This is a genomic window from bacterium (genome assembly GCA_021372535.1).
Taxonomy (GTDB): domain Bacteria; phylum Latescibacterota; class Latescibacteria; order Latescibacterales; family Latescibacteraceae; genus JAFGMP01.
Genome location: JAJFUH010000010.1, coordinates 1 through 14,525 on the forward strand (window position 1 = coordinate 1; position 14,525 = coordinate 14,525).

At 47.9% G+C, this 14,525-nt stretch carries 15 protein-coding genes; 13 read left to right on the forward strand and 2 right to left on the reverse strand.

All coding sequences use genetic code 11. From position 1 onward, the window contains the following. Window positions 1-343: 343 nt before the first annotated feature. From LLG96_00890 to LLG96_00945, 12 genes are all read left to right on the forward strand, one after another. Window positions 344-1,129, forward strand: coding sequence for an HD domain-containing protein (locus LLG96_00890; protein ID MCE5248752.1), 786 nt, complete (start codon window positions 344-346; stop codon window positions 1,127-1,129). A 99-nt stretch (window positions 1,130-1,228) separates the two neighbouring features. Beyond that, a complete protein-coding gene (locus tag LLG96_00895; protein ID MCE5248753.1) occupies window positions 1,229-1,651 on the forward strand; it encodes a transcriptional repressor in 423 nt (140 codons plus the stop codon). 137 nt (window positions 1,652-1,788) lie between these two features. Then, window positions 1,789-2,364, forward strand: a complete 576-nt coding sequence (locus LLG96_00900; protein MCE5248754.1) for a rubrerythrin family protein — start codon at window positions 1,789-1,791, stop codon at window positions 2,362-2,364. A gap of 155 nt (window positions 2,365-2,519) precedes the next feature. Next, window positions 2,520-3,035 (forward strand): thiol peroxidase, encoded by a 516-nt coding sequence (gene tpx / locus LLG96_00905; protein ID MCE5248755.1) that lies wholly within the window; start codon window positions 2,520-2,522, stop codon window positions 3,033-3,035. A gap of 12 nt (window positions 3,036-3,047) precedes the next feature. Next, on the forward strand, window positions 3,048-3,302 hold the full coding sequence (locus tag LLG96_00910) for a hypothetical protein (GenBank protein MCE5248756.1): 255 nt from the start codon (window positions 3,048-3,050) through the stop codon (window positions 3,300-3,302). A gap of 18 nt (window positions 3,303-3,320) precedes the next feature. Then, on the forward strand, window positions 3,321-3,695 hold the full coding sequence (locus LLG96_00915) for a desulfoferrodoxin (GenBank protein MCE5248757.1): 375 nt from the start codon (window positions 3,321-3,323) through the stop codon (window positions 3,693-3,695). A 21-nt stretch (window positions 3,696-3,716) separates the two neighbouring features. Further along, window positions 3,717-4,235, forward strand: a complete 519-nt coding sequence (locus tag LLG96_00920; GenBank protein ID MCE5248758.1) for a ferritin — start codon at window positions 3,717-3,719, stop codon at window positions 4,233-4,235. Between the two features lie 125 nt (window positions 4,236-4,360). Beyond that, window positions 4,361-4,819 (forward strand): class II SORL domain-containing protein, encoded by a 459-nt coding sequence (locus LLG96_00925; GenBank protein ID MCE5248759.1) that lies wholly within the window; start codon window positions 4,361-4,363, stop codon window positions 4,817-4,819. 434 nt (window positions 4,820-5,253) lie between these two features. After that, entirely contained in the window at window positions 5,254-6,468 is a 1,215-nt protein-coding gene (locus tag LLG96_00930) for an FprA family A-type flavoprotein (protein ID MCE5248760.1), read from the forward strand. A 29-nt stretch (window positions 6,469-6,497) separates the two neighbouring features. Further along, window positions 6,498-6,656 (forward strand): rubredoxin, encoded by a 159-nt coding sequence (locus LLG96_00935; GenBank protein MCE5248761.1) that lies wholly within the window; start codon window positions 6,498-6,500, stop codon window positions 6,654-6,656. Between the two features lie 455 nt (window positions 6,657-7,111). Continuing rightward, window positions 7,112-9,337, forward strand: coding sequence for a PBP1A family penicillin-binding protein (locus tag LLG96_00940; protein MCE5248762.1), 2,226 nt, complete (start codon window positions 7,112-7,114; stop codon window positions 9,335-9,337). Between the two features lie 2 nt (window positions 9,338-9,339). Beyond that, window positions 9,340-10,638: a hypothetical protein gene (locus tag LLG96_00945; GenBank protein ID MCE5248763.1), complete on the forward strand. Its 1,299-nt coding sequence runs from the start codon at window positions 9,340-9,342 to the stop codon at window positions 10,636-10,638. Between the two features lie 128 nt (window positions 10,639-10,766). On the opposite strand, the gene LLG96_00950 is transcribed toward LLG96_00945, so the two are convergent. Continuing rightward, window positions 10,767-11,606, reverse strand: coding sequence for an MBL fold metallo-hydrolase (locus LLG96_00950; GenBank protein MCE5248764.1), 840 nt, complete (start codon window positions 11,604-11,606; stop codon window positions 10,767-10,769). A 29-nt stretch (window positions 11,607-11,635) separates the two neighbouring features. Next, window positions 11,636-12,592: an AEC family transporter gene (locus LLG96_00955; GenBank protein ID MCE5248765.1), complete on the reverse strand. Its 957-nt coding sequence runs from the start codon at window positions 12,590-12,592 to the stop codon at window positions 11,636-11,638. 1,038 nt (window positions 12,593-13,630) lie between these two features. Between LLG96_00955 and LLG96_00960 the strand changes: the two genes are divergently transcribed. Then, window positions 13,631-14,525 (forward strand): hypothetical protein (locus LLG96_00960; protein ID MCE5248766.1); only part of this gene is annotated, 895 nt, incomplete at its 3' end.

Genomic DNA, 14,525 nt, shown 5'->3' on the forward strand with positions numbered 1-14,525 from the left:
CGGGCGTGTGAAAAAGACACTTTTTCACCGCCCTCTTAGGGGGAAAGGGATTAAGGGTTAGGGGGCCTGATCTGATACCCGGGAATTCACTCCGGGGTAGTTCATTTCTTCAGCAGTGAAATAACCGATACAATGCCTGTCAATAATCAGCCTTGACACGATAAATGACATCCCGAAAATCAAAAAAATATGGAAGTGCACATTTTTTACGTGTTAAAATTGTGAATTTGTATTATGTTGATTATATTATTATATCTGCGCCAACAATGTCCGGTTACCCGGATGTTTTCTATTCTTTCCTGACAGTTCCGTATCCGGGGACATACAACATAAAGGATGGTGTATGATTTCGAGTATTATAGAGAGTTGTACAACGTGGCTGCATGACTATGTGAATACGTTTCAGCACGATGGGAACGAGCATTTTCTCATGATTCGGCACAAGCTCAATCACAGTAAACGTGTCGCGCAATACTGCCGTGAACTGGCGAAGGACCTTCAGTGGACGGATGAGGATGTGGCAACAGGTGAACTGCTCGGACTTCTCCACGATGTGGGACGGTTTCCGCAGCTGACAGAATTCGGAACATTCGTGGACGCATGTTCGGTCAATCATGGCGAGCGCGGATACGAGGTTGCCCGTGAATTGCAGATACTTTCCACCCTTTCATCCCGTCATCGCCTCGGTGTACTTGACGGCATCCGTTATCATAACTGCCGCGAAATCCCGCAGGGGCTCGATCGGGACAGCCTTCCGTTTGTAAAACTTGTCAGGGATGCCGATAAGCTCGATATATTCAATACATTAAGTACCAGCATGCTCGAAAAGGATTTTATGGATCAGCTTGAAAAAACCCTGAAAATCCGTCAGGACGGCCCTGTCGATCCTGGAGCTCTCAATGATGTTCTTGAACAGAAAACTGTTTCCGATTCACACACCAGATCGGTTAACGACTTCCGGCTTATGCAGTTATCCTGGGTGTATGATATCAATTTCAAACCGACATTCATGCGGTTGCATACAAGCGGAATTATCGGGAAGATATCAATGCTCATACCGGATACCGATAGAGTTCGGGAAGCAAAGGAATCGATAGAATCGTACCTGAAAGACCGTGTCTCATGCTGAACATATTTTTTTTTAAGAATTTGCATAAAATCGCTTGACAAATAGTTTTAACGGATTTATTATTAGTAACAATTATCAATACTATTAAGGAGCTGAAGTGTGGGAACTGCAGATTTCAGAATGACACGTCAGAGGAGGATGATTCTCCAGGAGTTGAGGAAAGTTCGCACCCATCCGACTGCGGACGAAATCTATGTACAGATCCGTAAAATCATGCCTCGTATCAGCCTCGGTACAGTGTACCGTAATCTCGAAATTCTTTCCGAGATGGGCATAATCAGGAAAATTGAAGGATGCGGGAACCAGAAGCGGTTCGATGGCAATGCGGAAAACCATTACCATATTCGATGCATGCATTGCGGGAAGGTCGATGATTTACCGGGAGATGTTGTATCGGGCATCATATACGACAACGGAAAAATGCTTGGTTATCATGTTCTCGATCATACGCTTTATTTCAACGGTATATGCAAGTCATGCAATTCCAGAAAAACCGAACCCCGGGATAACAAAAATCTTTAGAACTGGGCGGAAAATCTTTATTAAATGTATGATATTACACCTATCCTGTCCCTTAATTATTTTAAAGACAGGGCAGAGAGCGGTGTGAGGGGTGTTTTTAGCTGCCCATTAACACGTATATCAGGCAGGAGGTTATGATGACTCAATTAAAAGGTTCCAGAACGGAGAAGAATCTGCTTACCGCTTTTGCCGGGGAATCGCAGGCCCGCAATCGTTACACCTATTTTTCCAGTCAGGCAAAAAAGGACGGGTTTGTTCAGATAGCCAATATTTTTGCCGAAACGGCGGATCAGGAGAAAGAACATGCCAAGCGGCTTTTCAAATTCCTCGAAGGCGGAGAGGTCGAGATCAAAGCCTCTTTCCCGGCTGGCGTGATCGGGACGACATCCGCTAATCTCAAGGAATCCGCTGCCGGCGAGCACTATGAGCAGGCCGAAATGTATCCGGGATTTGCGAAGACCGCGCTCGAAGAGGGATTCAACGAGATAGCCGCTGTTTTCAATGCAATAGCCGTTGCCGAGCGTCAGCACGAGAAACGGTATCTCGACCTCGCAAAAAATATTGATACCGGACGGGTGTTCAAGCGTACAAGTTCTGTGGTCTGGCGCTGCATCAACTGCGGGTATCTTTACGAGGGGACGGAAGCTCCGGCAAAATGTGCCGCCTGTAATCACCCGCGGGATCACTTCGAGCTGCTCGGCGAAAACTGGTAATAAAACCCTGCCACAATACGTCATGGGTATATTGCACCGGTGAATATAACAGTGACTTCCGGCATCGTCATGATCAGTTTACAGAGCATTTATTCCAGATAATGGATTTCATGTATATCCACTGAAGCAACAACTTCCGGAGAAAGGAAGTGCTCATGAATGAACGTACAGGTATCATCACGTTTCAGGGAAACCCCCTGACGCTGATGGGTAATACACTCAGGGTGGGGGATAAGGCGCCGGATTTTATGGCAACGGCAAATGACATGTCGCCGGTCGAGTTTTCATCGTTTCGGGGGAAAACCGTCATTCTGTCATCGGTGCCTTCACTCGATACACCGGTATGCGATACCGAGACCCGGAGATTCAATGTCGAGGCGGGCAAGTTTGGACCCGATGTTGTTGTCCTCACCATCAGCATGGATCTTCCGTTCGCTCAGAAACGATGGTGCGCCGCAAACGGCATTTCACACGTTCAGACTGTTTCCGATTACCGTGAGACCTCATTCGGTATATCCTGCGGCATGCTTATAAAAGAGCTGAAGCTCCTTGCCAGGGCGGTATTCATCGTAGACCGTAAAGGAATCATCAGATATATCCAGCTTGTAAAAGAAGTTACCAATGAGCCGGATTACGGAGAAATTCTCGATGCACTGAAAAATCTTGCATGAAGGAGTGGAAAAATGGAAAAAAGTATCCTGCTTGTGCTGGTCGGAAACCGTCAGGAAAGCGCCATTGCTGTGCAGAAAATTCTGACAGAGATGGGATGTTTCGTCAAAACGCGGCTCGGTATCCATGACGAGACGCCTGAATCGTGCTCCAATACCGGTCTCATAATTCTCGAACTTATGGGAAAGGAAAAGGAGAAAAAGGAAGTGGTTGAAAAGCTGAAAGCTGTCAAACATGTCAGCGTGAAACTGGTCAACTTAACAGTCTGAAAATGAAGGAGATATATAATGGCGGTAAAAATGGGAATATACAAGTGTGAGCTGTGCGGCAACATTGTCGAGGTGCTCCATGAAGGCGAAGGGGAACTGGTATGCTGCGGTCAGCCGATGAAGCAGTACAAGGAAAATACGGTTGACGCCGCAAAGGAGAAGCATGTTCCGGTTATCACCAAAACGGCGAAGGGTTTCAAGGTTGCGGTCGGCAGTGTCGCCCATCCCATGGAAGACAAGCACTACATTGAATGGATCGAGCTGATCGCCGATGGTAAAGCCTACCGTCAGTTCCTCAAGCCCGGACAGGTTCCCGAAGCGGAATTCTGCATCGATGCCCAGAAAGTAACAGCCCGCGAATACTGCAATATACACGGTTTATGGAAAGCATAACAGTATCACGAGGAGGTTTTCATGCTCAGTAAAAAAATGGAAAAAGCTCTCAACGAACAAATAAATAAAGAAATGTATTCGTCCTATCTGTATTTGTCCATGGTAGCGTATTTCGAATCTCTGAATCTTCCCGGTTTTTCTCAGTGGATGCGTGTCCAGACACAGGAAGAGCTGTTTCACGGGATGAAAATATACGACCATATCAATCAGCGCGGCGGAAGGGTTGTTCTTAAGGCGATCGATGCGCCTGTGACGGAATGGGCTTCTCCGCTTGCGGCCTTTGAGGCTGCGTATGATCATGAGAAGTTCATCACGAACAGTATCAACAAACTCGTTGATCTGGCCCGTACCGAGCACGACCATGCGACCGATATTTTTCTGCAGTGGTATGTGACCGAGCAGATTGAAGAGGAGATGAATGCCGATACTATTTCCCGTCAGCTCAAACTGGCGGGCGAATCTCCCAATGCCCTCCTCATGCTCGACCGTGAGCTCGGAGCCCGTGTATTCACAATGCCGGCTCAGACCGGACAGGCATGACACCATGCATCATCGGGATATCCTGACCGGGTTATAACGCTGACCACCGGTTAAAATCGCATATCATTCAATCGGGTAATGGATCAGTCCATTACCCGGTAGTTTCAGTGAAAGGATTGGTAATCATGAAACGGAGAGAGATTATAAAAAGTTCCGCGATTCTGGCCGGTGCGGCTTTTACGGCCGGCAATGTCTATGCTGCCGATGCCCAGGGCGGCGGCGACCGTTTCGGTTCGGTGATCATTTCTCCCGACAAGGAGATGGGGAAAGAAAAGCATGTTCCGGTTATCGATGCTCCCGCCGCGGCCAAAATCGGCGAACCCTTTAACGTTACCGTGACTGTCGGGAAAGTAGTGCCTCATCCGAACACAGTCGAACACCATATCAAGTGGATCCATCTCTATGCGAAAGAGGAAGGTTCGCAGTATGCTGTCGATATTGCACGTGTGGATTTCGGCGCCACGGTCGCACAGCCTTCGATCACCGTTCCGGTCATGCTGCAGAAGGATTCAACGCTCTATGCCGTTGAGCACTGCAACATCCACGGCCTCTGGGATTACTCGGTAAAAGTGAAAGTGAGCTGAAAAGACAGCCAGTCATATCGACTGTGGAATATGACGGACGAGCGACGGGAAATCGTGCGGTAACGGCGATACATCCCGGATAAGAAAGGATTATCGGTAAGCATGCATTAATCATCCTCCTTGTTGAAAAACGGGATTATGATCAAAAGACCGTTCCATGGCCTTTCTATAAGAAGTTACGTACGAACTTATCGATATCGGCCCGGGGTTTCGTCCCCGGGCTGCATGATTCTATTGATAACCCGGAAAAATTTTGTCTATGGCCGTTTTATTTTTACGCCCCGACACTCTTCCTGTATTCATACCCGTACTTTCATCGTAATATGTATTTACAACGTTTTTTCACGCTTGTGAATGGAGCGGTTTTTTTTGTATATTTACCCGTGGAATAAGAGCGTTCAAATATCACCGGGTGAAAATCGATGGGGAGTATCATGAAAGAATCGTTTCATGCCGTACCGATAACGGAACATGTGTACTGGGTCGGTGCAATCGACTGGAATATCAGGGATTTTCATGGTTATGCGACGAACAGAGGTTCGACGTATAATGCGTATCTGGTTCTGGCCGACACCGTTACGCTTATAGACACGGTCAAGGCTCCGTTCAGGGACGAGATGATGGCCCGTATCGCTTCGGTGATCGATCTGCGGGACATCTCAGTCATCGTTTCCAATCATTCGGAGATGGATCATTCCGGGAGTCTTCCCGAGGTCATCGACATGGTGAAACCCGATCGGGTGTATGCCTCGAAGATGGGGCTTAAGGCGCTGGAATCCCATTTTCACCACGACCTGGGTGTCATTGCGGTTGAGGATGGCGGCAGTATCGGTCTGGGCTCCATGAATATGAGCTTTTACGAAACCCGTATGCTCCACTGGCCGGACAGCATGATCGGTTATCTGCCGGAAGAGAAGCTCCTGTTTTCGCAGGACGCATTCGGTATGCATCTGGCATCGACCGAGCGTTTCGCTGATATGATAAGCCCGTCCGTTCTCGAATACGAAGCGAAGAAATACTATGCAAACATACTGCTTCCGTATTCACAGCTCATTACGAAGCTTCTTGACAAGGTGGGGCAGCTCGGGCTCGATATACGGACGGTCGCTCCCGACCATGGACCCGTGTGGCGGACAGACGATGATATTCGAAAAGTCCTCGGATGGTACACCGCATGGGCAGAGCAGAAACCCGCTCCCAAAGCGGTAGTGGTGTATGATACCATGTGGAAGAGCTCCGACACCATGGCGCGGGTCATTGCGGATGGACTTACAAGCGGGGGGATCAGCGTGAAAGTGATGTCCCTCGGTTCCTTTCACCGGAGCGATGTGATAACCGAGCTTATGGATGCCGGCGCGCTCATTGTGGGCAGCCCCACGCTCAACAACAACATGTTCCCGACAGTAGCCGATGCCATGATTTACCTGAAGGGATTGAAGCCGAAAAATCTTATCGGCGCTGTTTTCGGTTCCTATGGCTGGAGCGGAGAAGCGGTGAAGCAGCTTGAGAGTCTGCTCGATGAAATGAATATCACCCGGGTCGCAGACAGTGTAAAAACACTTTATGTTCCCGATCAGGAAGCCATCGGCAGGTGTTATAATCTCGGAAAAACGGTTGCGGAAAAACTGAGAAATTTACTTGAATCATGACGAATCCTATATATGACAGGGAGGACTGTATGCGGAGATATGTCTGTGAATTGTGCGGATATATTTATGATCCATCGGTAGGGGACGAAGAGAACGGCATCGCGCCGGGGACAGAGTTCGATGACCTTCCCGATGACTGGGTATGCCCGGTCTGCGGTGCAACGAAGGAGAATTTCAGGCCGGAGTGAAAACAGGCCGGATGCCATGATAAAGCAGCAGCAAGCGTTATATGCCGGATCGGATTGTCTTGATCCGGCATTTTCCGTTTATGGTAATCTCGATGCGGATCAACGGGTCATTTCAATAAATATGACAGAACACGAATTGGACGGATTTCCGCTTATATTTTATGCATCGTTTTATAATTTGAACGGTCAATAATAGCTGAAGATAGTGTAAATAGTGTATTAAGTCTTTATTATTGTTGCGTTTTTGGTGGAATACCATAATCAATAAATGATCCGGAATACTTGATTATTCAATGGTTACATATACATAACAGAGTATTTTTTCCGTAAATCAGGGAACTTTTCAAGCTTGTTTCTTGTCATGGTGATGGTATCATGGTATATTATATTTATCAAACAGTTATTGACGGGACACGATAAAACAGGGATAATCCTTCAATCTGAAGTCGGGAAACATGGCGAAACCCGGAAAAAAAACATCCAGATTCCATAAAACGCTCATGGTGTTTTTTATCTATTTTTTACTGAGCCACACCGTTATCGTTATTGCAAGTTATGTCTTCATATCAAAGTTGTCGAAAGACCTGCCCGACCACCAGCAGTTCGAGAGAAAAATTATCAGCCAAAAGCTCAGCACGGTAATTTATTCCGACGACAATACGCTTCTGCGGACGCTCGGCGAAGAAGGAAGCAAAACATACTGGGCGTCCTTCGACCGTATCTCCCCCCACATGGTCGATGCCCTGATTGCAGCGGAGGATTCACGGTTTTACGATCATTGGGGAGTATCTCTCCCCGATATCGCACGCGCTATAGTGGCAAACCTGAGCGCGGTCAGAATCAGTTTCAGCGGTAAATTCCCGTATGTGTTGAAATTTCCTATCGTACAGGGCGCTTCCACCATTACACAGCAGCTTGCCCGGGGTATATTTCTCGATACGAAACAAACCTATACCCGAAAGCTGAAAGAACAGCTTGTCGCCTTGAAAATTGAGCATACGTATTCGAAATCGGAGATACTGGAGTTCTATCTGAACCGTATGGATTTTGGATATCCCTTCATTGGCATTCAGGCCGCGGCCCGCGGATATTTCGGTAAAAACTGCTCTGATTTGAGTATATCGGAATCGGCTATGCTCGCCGGCCTTCTCCAGAATTCCTCGCTGTATAATCCCCGCCGCGGGGAGAGATTTATGGCCCGTGCCACAGCCCGGAGAAATACGGTGCTCTTGATGATGGAGAATACCGGAAAAATATCCATGGCCGAAGCCCGTGCGGCTATGCAGAAACCGATCGAACTGGGTATTCAGACCGAGACCGATTTCGGGAAAGCGCCCTTTTTTGTCGATTACGTGAGTGATGAGCTGGATGCCAGGTACGGACGGGAGAATGTCAATACTGTCGGCATGAAGGTTGTTACGACGCTCGATTATCGCCTTCAGGAGATTGCGGAGCGTCTGCTCGATGAGCAACTCACGAAAATCCAGAAAAACTACGCCGACCATTTACGGTATCACCGTCCCGCCGGTCTTACCAATGCCCAGGCGGTCAAGGATTCACTGAGCAAGACCAAGGTTCAGGGAGCGATGTTCGCGGTCGATGTCAAGACCGGTAAAGTGCTGGTTATGATAGGCGGAAGGAAGTATGATTATTTCAACCGTGCGGTTATGGCCGAACGTCACGCCGGTTCTTCGTTCAAACCCTTTGTTTATACCGCCGCTCTCGATAACGGATGGCGGTGTTGTGATATAATACGCGATTCCTATTACAAACTTCCTAATCCCGATGGAACTTTCTGGGAACCCGAGAATTTTTCAAAGAAATTTTCCGGGCCGCTTTCTCTGCGGGACGGTCTCAAGAGGAGCGTCAACATCGTATCGATAAAACTCATGAACGATAAGGAAAACCGCGGTATCGGTCCCAATCTGGCGATAATGTATGCGCGAAAGATGGGGCTGACATCACATCTCGATCCCGTTCCGAGTCTTGCTATCGGAACCTCGCCGGTCAAGCTGAACGAAATGGTGTCGGCGTATACCATTTTCCCGAATCACGGCATTAAAACCGAGACCTTTGTCATTGATCGCATCTATGATAAAAACGGTATACTTATCTATCACCAGTCCAATGACGAAGGCGCAAAAAGAGAGGCGCTCAATCCTGCGGTTGCTTCGCTCATGCTTACCATGCTTGAAAGTGTGACCCGAGAAGGGACTGCTTCGGGTGTAATAAGGGCCAAAGGTATGAGTGACCGTCCCTGCGCCGGAAAGACCGGAACCGGTAACGACTATAAAGACGCCTGGTTCATAGGATTTACACCGCAAATAGCCTGCGGTATCTGGGTAGGATTCGATTCGGAGGAATCCACGCTTGGCAATGAAATGTACGGCACCGGCGCCACGGCTGCTTTACCCGTCTGGGTGGATTTCATCAAGGAAGCCTCTGCTCTGCTCGGTTATCCGAAGGATCGCTTTACCTATTCGGGCATCACCACTCAGATTCTTTGCAGGAGCTCATATCTTCGTGCGACGCCGAGCTGCCCGGACAGCAGCACCTATATCGAATACTTCATTCCGGGCACCGAGCTTACCGAGTTCTGTAATGTCCACAGCCCGGGCAAGGATTTGCAGAAAAATCATATTCTACCCCAGAGTAATCCCAGACGCCGCAGAGGTTTTTGATTATGGCAGTGAATGAAAAACTTTTTAGATCGAACCGCCTGTACCCGGTGCTCATGGTCGGTGTGCTTGTTCTGGCATCCTCCTGTTCCCGTGAGGTCGCGCCCTATGACGAGCTTGTCAGGAAGGGCAGTGTTGAAAAGCTTGTGCGGAAAAAATATGCCGGATTCTTTAAAGGAATCAGCCAGCTTGCCGCGGTGCGGAAGCCGGATGCCGATGTTCAGGCGGACAGCGTATTCGTTAAAAAGGCAGCTCAATTGACCGACAGGGTGATAGCCGATGTCCTGCGGTTTCCTTCGTCCGTCGATTCGAGGCTTGCATTCGATGCGCTTTCCTATGCTGCGTACGATCTGACCGTTTCGGAAAGCTTTCCTCGGAGTGAAGTATCGTTTTTCTGGGAAAATGCCCTCATCGATCCGCTTCTGAGAAAGGGCCGGGAGTATATCAAATCGGGAGAGACGAATGAATCCACCATACTCCAGATAGCCACTGCACTCCAGCGTGGTATGGGAAGCAGAGCCACGAATGATATGCTCATGGTGGTTATTTCGATAATAGGCCCGAATCCGCCCCGTAAGGTCATGGAAGTATGCGAGGCGGATTCCCTTGTATTGAGGAGGGCTTTTGACCTCATTCATTATACGCGGAGTCTCCAGAAGTACGGTCCGCCGTTATGGATGACGACCGGTGCGTGGTTCATGGGAGTGGAAATCGGAGGATGGCCTCCGGCTTTCTTCTGCCTCAGGCCGGTCATTATCGATAAACAGCTTTATCTGACCTTCCGGGATTACGATCACAGCACATTCTACGGGACGGTGTTCGACGATCCCGTTCCCGGTGATTCCGACAAGATGGAAGCCTGGCTGACAAGAGCTGAGGCGGTCATGAATTCGCTTGTTTTCGATGAAAAACTTGCTCAGAAAATCTCAAACTCCAGCTTTCCTTTCTATGATACCCATAACTTCTATGACGATTACCTGATTCATACCGATGCAGATTCGGTCAGGAAAGAGTTCGCCATCGTGCTGAAACGTGAGAAAATCCGTGACAGCGCGTTTTCTTTCGCGGGCATGGACAGTATTTCCGTACTGTTTACCACAAATCAGATCAGCAACGGCGATGGTCTTCTCACAAAGCTTGCGGCGACCCGTGTCCAGGGGTCTTCCATGAGCGGTGGGCGGATAGTGCCGGGACGAAGAGGAGAAGGCACTGCCTATCTTATCCCGGTCGGCCCCCATTCGACTGATATGCTCAAGGAAATTCAGAAAGCCTCGGTTCCTGAAATCAAGGTAAAAACACGGTAAAAAGACAGGCATAAGGCACAAGGCAAAAGGGAAGATTTTAAAGACAGGCAAAAGACACAAGGCAAAAAGATAAAAAAAGCAGAAAGTAATAAAACATGCAGGGACAGGTTACGACCTGTCCTTTTCGTTTAAATAGTGAATGTCCATCCTGTGTGGAGCGGTTCAGTCGCGCCGGGGAACGACCGGGCGAGTTCTGTAATCGCTTTCTGCCCCGTACAGTGACCTGGAACGAGATGCCCAATCCTGAAATCACTCAGTGCTTTGATGGTCTCTGCGATACGGCTGTCCGATGCGTTCAGGAGATGCATGCCGCCGGCGATACAGACGAAATCACTTGTGTTCCAGCGCTGGCTTATCATGGAAAGCATATTGATGATTCCCGCATGACAGCATCCGAGGAGAACGAGGAGTCCCTCCGCTGTTTCAATCACCATCGACTGGTCATCGGGTATCACATCCGGGACGGTAAGACCCTCGTCGAGAAAAAAAGCACCGCCTGTATCCTCGAACCCGGTTTCCCGTGGGATTTCCCCGGTGAGTGAAACACCCGGCAGAATCTCCCTGGATTCTTTGCTCAGAATAAACCTCCCGCCCGATTGTTCTATTGCCTCACGCGTAAACGGCATACCGATCTGCCGCGCCGATTCCCGGTTGTCCCCCGGTGTGTAACGGCTTATGAAAACGTCAGGGTGAGCATATAGTGGGACCGTGTGAGAACCATTCAGTATATGCAGCAGGCCGCCGGTATGATCATAATGCCCGTGACTGAGCGCTATCCCCTCGACCGAACCGAGCTCGATGCCGAGCTGCCGTGCGTTTTCCACAAAAAGCCCGCTCTGCCCGGTATCGAAGAGGATGTTCCCGTGCCCGGTCTCAATGAGGAACGAAAGACCGTGCTCGCTCCGCAGGCCGGGTTTTTTCACGCAGTTGTCAACGAGTGCGGTGACAGTAAGATGTTGAATTGCCATGATTTATTCCCCATAGTATGATTAGCTTTTTACCAGTACAGTGCGCCGTATATGCCCATAAAGAACGGAATCGTGAAAATGCTGACAAGCGAGGTAAGGACAATCACCCCCGCGACGATTTTCTGTTTCGCCTCCTCGGGAGGAGTGATAAGAGCGATCATAAGCGCGGACGGCATGACACTCTCCATGATTATAAACAGTGCGACATATTCGGGAGGACGAACCATATAGACAATGAGAGACGCTATGACCGGGCATACGAGACATTTGAGAATGGTTGCTTTTACCGGCTCTCCCCACGTTTCCGGGCGGGCTTTCATGAGATTGGAGACAATGACACCGCCGACATAGAGTGTCGAAAGAGGCGCCGACATCGACCCTACAGTTGTCACCGGGCGCACGATCCATTCGGGGATATACACGTTCAGACCGGTGAATACGAAAAAGAGGCCGAATACGGTGGCGATATTGGGGGGATTTATGACGCTCTTGAGTCTTTGCCCGATTCCGGCGTCCGAATTGACGAGCCAGACGGCTAAAGTGAAAAAGGTCGGAACCTGGAGCAGATTGTACAGAAAAATAAGGGTGAGAAAGTAGGGCAGCTTATCGGGACCGAAAAGTACGGGGGCGAAAGCGAGCGGAAGGAATATGCCGTTCTGAAACGCGACAAGGGTAATGAATTCCCCGCGGTTCTGTATGGTTCTGTCCATCCTTACATACAGCGATCCGATAATGGTACCCACAATATTGATGGAAATGGCGAGCAGGGGGAATATCCACCACAGTTCGATCTTTCCGGGGTCGAAGCTCGATGCGAGGTTAGAAAACACGAGGCACGGCAGTGTTATCCGGACGAGAAGTTTGGAAAGAAAATCCATGTAATCCTGCCCGGATTTGAGACCCGCGATAATAATGTACCCGAGAATTCCTATGACAAGCACTTCCATGATACCGTGGAAGGACATGAACATCAGCCTGAAAAACAAATGTGCCTCCGGAAAAACAGGGGGAAAAGAATATGATAAATAATTCCGTTATATCAATGATAATGTAATAAAATTCTGTAAACATAACAATACGTTCTGGCAACCCCCCATTTATTTAAGAACACTTTTTTATATGTTACTTCCTTTGTGTGCCCAAAGGAAGTAACCAAGGAAAGGGCACCCTGTGAAAAGCCTTTATCCCCGTTCACTGCCCGTTTTTCGGGAATGTGTGAACTCACGAGCCTTCGGCTCGCTCGGACAGCACCCATTCTTTTTCCGAAAACCGGTTGTGACCGCGGGGCTTTTCAATGGGTTTATAAATTCACAGGCTTTAATGGTCTATATTCTATTTATAATCAATGTATTACAATACAATTCATCATGGATTTTTGGGGGCCGCCAGTACAATACTTATATTGTTCTTACAATCCCCGGTTTTTTTTAAAATACCTGTTAAAATGCAACTTTCCTGTAAGCGCCCTGTCCCTTTCACCTCCCTTTTCTTACAACCAACCGTCCGCTATTGTACAGGAACTGTCCACTGCCGGACGGAAGCGGTGATTTCTTTTTCTTCAATAGTTTTTTAATCAATAATGTATTTCAAGTAAAACAACACAGGGGAAACAGGTATATACCGCATAATGCGGTTATTTTTGATATCCTGTTTTATTGGCATAAATTTCCTATATTTAAACCGTGAATCTGCATTGTTTGCATATTTAAAATCCTTGTAATTTAAAAAGTGAAAAGATCATGAATATTACACGAGAAGATTGCAGGAAATATTCTTTCGCATTATGTTTATCGATCGCATCATATTTATTTCTTTCTTCCACAGTATTTTGCCAGGTTCAAAATTATAATTTTTCACCTTTCCTTTTTTCTGAGTCTGAGCTTGAAGGTTTTACACTTCGGTATCAAGATGACCTTTTCGACTGGGCTGCTTACAGGCAAAGCTGGGATCATGTTGAAAAATCAAAAGTAGATTTATGGACTGAAATTTATCTTTTTGATTCTATACCGAATGCATTGAAAGGAATGGATGGCCTTTCAAAAAGTTTTGCCGGTTATTATGAATTCGGGTTCTTCGGCGATTCCATCATTGGCGACATGTCATGGATTACCGGGGGATCGATTATTTTCGTCCGCAATAATGTCGGCGGTCGTGTTTGTTTAGGTTCACTGCACCCTGAAATGTGGAATATGCTTGAACCGATAGCCCGGAAAATGCTGAAAAAAATCAATACAAACCTGAGCCCTGAAATTATATCTGCAGAACAAAACGCTCAGAAAACAAGAATATCCGATGAAAAATATGACCGGTTTATCCATGATGCCGTCACTTCAGAAAATATGAAAGGGTATTCGCTGTCAGCATCGGTCGATTCAAAGTGGCTTGTCGACGATGAAACATTCGTTGCAGGAAAAAGAACAGAATACACAAATCCTGACAGTATTGTAATCGGTATCGATATCGCCGAGTTGAACAGCGAGGAATCGGCACAATCAGCGGCTGCGATCCGTACATCATATGTACCGGCACCGGAAGCGTTGGGTGATCATCCGCTCGTTTTCACGATGATGGAAGAGTCATCCATCGACAGCCTGATTGTGCACTGGGAAAACAGGAACGATTATACCTATCTGAGCAAGAATATTCTGTCGGGGATTTCAGCTTACAGGAATTATGCTGTGCACATCTATCAGTACGCTCCCCATGAAGTTGATATAAAATTGTTCAAAGAAATTGCTCACAGTATATCAAAGACACTACCTTTTTCAATCCCCTCCTCGGTGACCGAAGAAGACACTGCCGCGGAGACTCCACAGGTCTTCACCCTTCGACAGAACGCACCGAACCCGTTCAATCCCTCGACGGTTATCGGGTACGAGCTGCATGAGTCTGCTAATGTCCGCCTGACTGTGCATGACA